This is a genomic window from Rhizobium sp. CCGE 510, from assembly GCF_000292525.1.
Taxonomy (GTDB): Bacteria; Pseudomonadota; Alphaproteobacteria; order Rhizobiales; family Rhizobiaceae; genus Rhizobium.
In genome coordinates this window covers 1-1,167 of record NZ_AEYF01000066.1, presented here as the reverse complement: position 1 = coordinate 1,167, position 1,167 = coordinate 1, and the positions used below count along the sequence as shown (strand labels likewise).

Annotated in this window: 1 protein-coding gene; it reads right to left on the bottom strand. The window is 61.9% G+C overall.

Features of this window, described 5'->3' with window-relative positions:
• Positions 1 to 163: 163 nt before the first annotated feature.
• Positions 164 to 1,167 (bottom strand): type IV secretory system conjugative DNA transfer family protein (locus RCCGE510_RS32275; protein WP_007637603.1); only part of this gene is annotated, 1,004 nt, incomplete at its 5' end.

The window sequence follows — 1,167 nt, the reverse complement described above, 5'->3', positions numbered from 1 at the left end:
CGTCGGCGAGCAGGGCTTCGAGCTTGCCCAGGCCGCGCGTGACGGCTCGGAGGATGATCTCCGTGCTGCCGGCAATGCTCTGGGGCAGGCGATTACCAACGCGCTGCTCGAAGTCTTCGATGGGCTGCTGGACGAGGCGCCCACTGACGCGACTTGACGAACCTCACCGCTTCCGCTCGGTATCGCGGAAGAACGCGTTCGGCTTCACACATGCCTTCATGTCGTCACGCCGAAACCAGATCGCGCGTCCACAACGGAGCGGCGGATTGCCCGCGGTGAACACGATCTGCTCATCGCCGCGCATGCGCATGACCTCATAAGGCAGGATCAGGGGGCGGCGGCTCAGTTGCTTCGATCGCGAGCGCGACGAACCGGACGATTGGCTGGTGCGGCTCGTCTGATCCACCTCGATTGTGGTCTCGCCGCAACGTCTCGACAGGTAGTCAGCCGTTTCAGGATCGTTGATCGCCGCAAACGAAATCCACGACGCGGACTCGAACCATTTCGAGCTGGCGTCGCGGCCGCCATAGGCTTCGCGCATCTGGCCGATCGACTGGAAGATCAGTGTCAGGCTGATGCCGTATTTGCGGCCGGCGTCGCGGGCGGTTTCGAGAATACGGAGATAGCCAAGCCGCGCCACTTCGTCGAGCAGGAAGAGCGTTCGTCCTGACACATCGCCATTGCGATTGTAAAGCGCATTGAGGAACGACCCGATAACAACGCGAGCGAGGCCTGGATGCGCTTCCAGCACCTTCAGGTCAAGCGCGATGAAGATGTCGGTCTCGCCGTTGGCGAGCTCGTCGGTCGAGAAGCTGTTGCCCGAGACCAACGCCGCATAGTTCGGATAGGAGAGCCAATGCGTTTCCTTGACTGCGTTGGCGTAAACGCCTGAAAACGTCTCCGGCGTCATGTTGACAAACACCGCCACATTTTCCTTCACGAAATCCGACTCTGAGCCTTCGTAGATGCGCGTCAGCCGCTCGCGCAGCTTCGGCTCGGGCTCGGATAGGTTGGCCCGAACGCGGCGCAACGTCTGGTCCTTCACGTCGGTATTGCCGGACAGGCAAACGTCGGCGATCAGCGCGGTCAAAAGCTGCATGGCCGAGGCGCGGAAGAAGTCGTCGCGTGCCGACGCCGCCCGTGCATTGTCGGTCATGATCCAGGTGG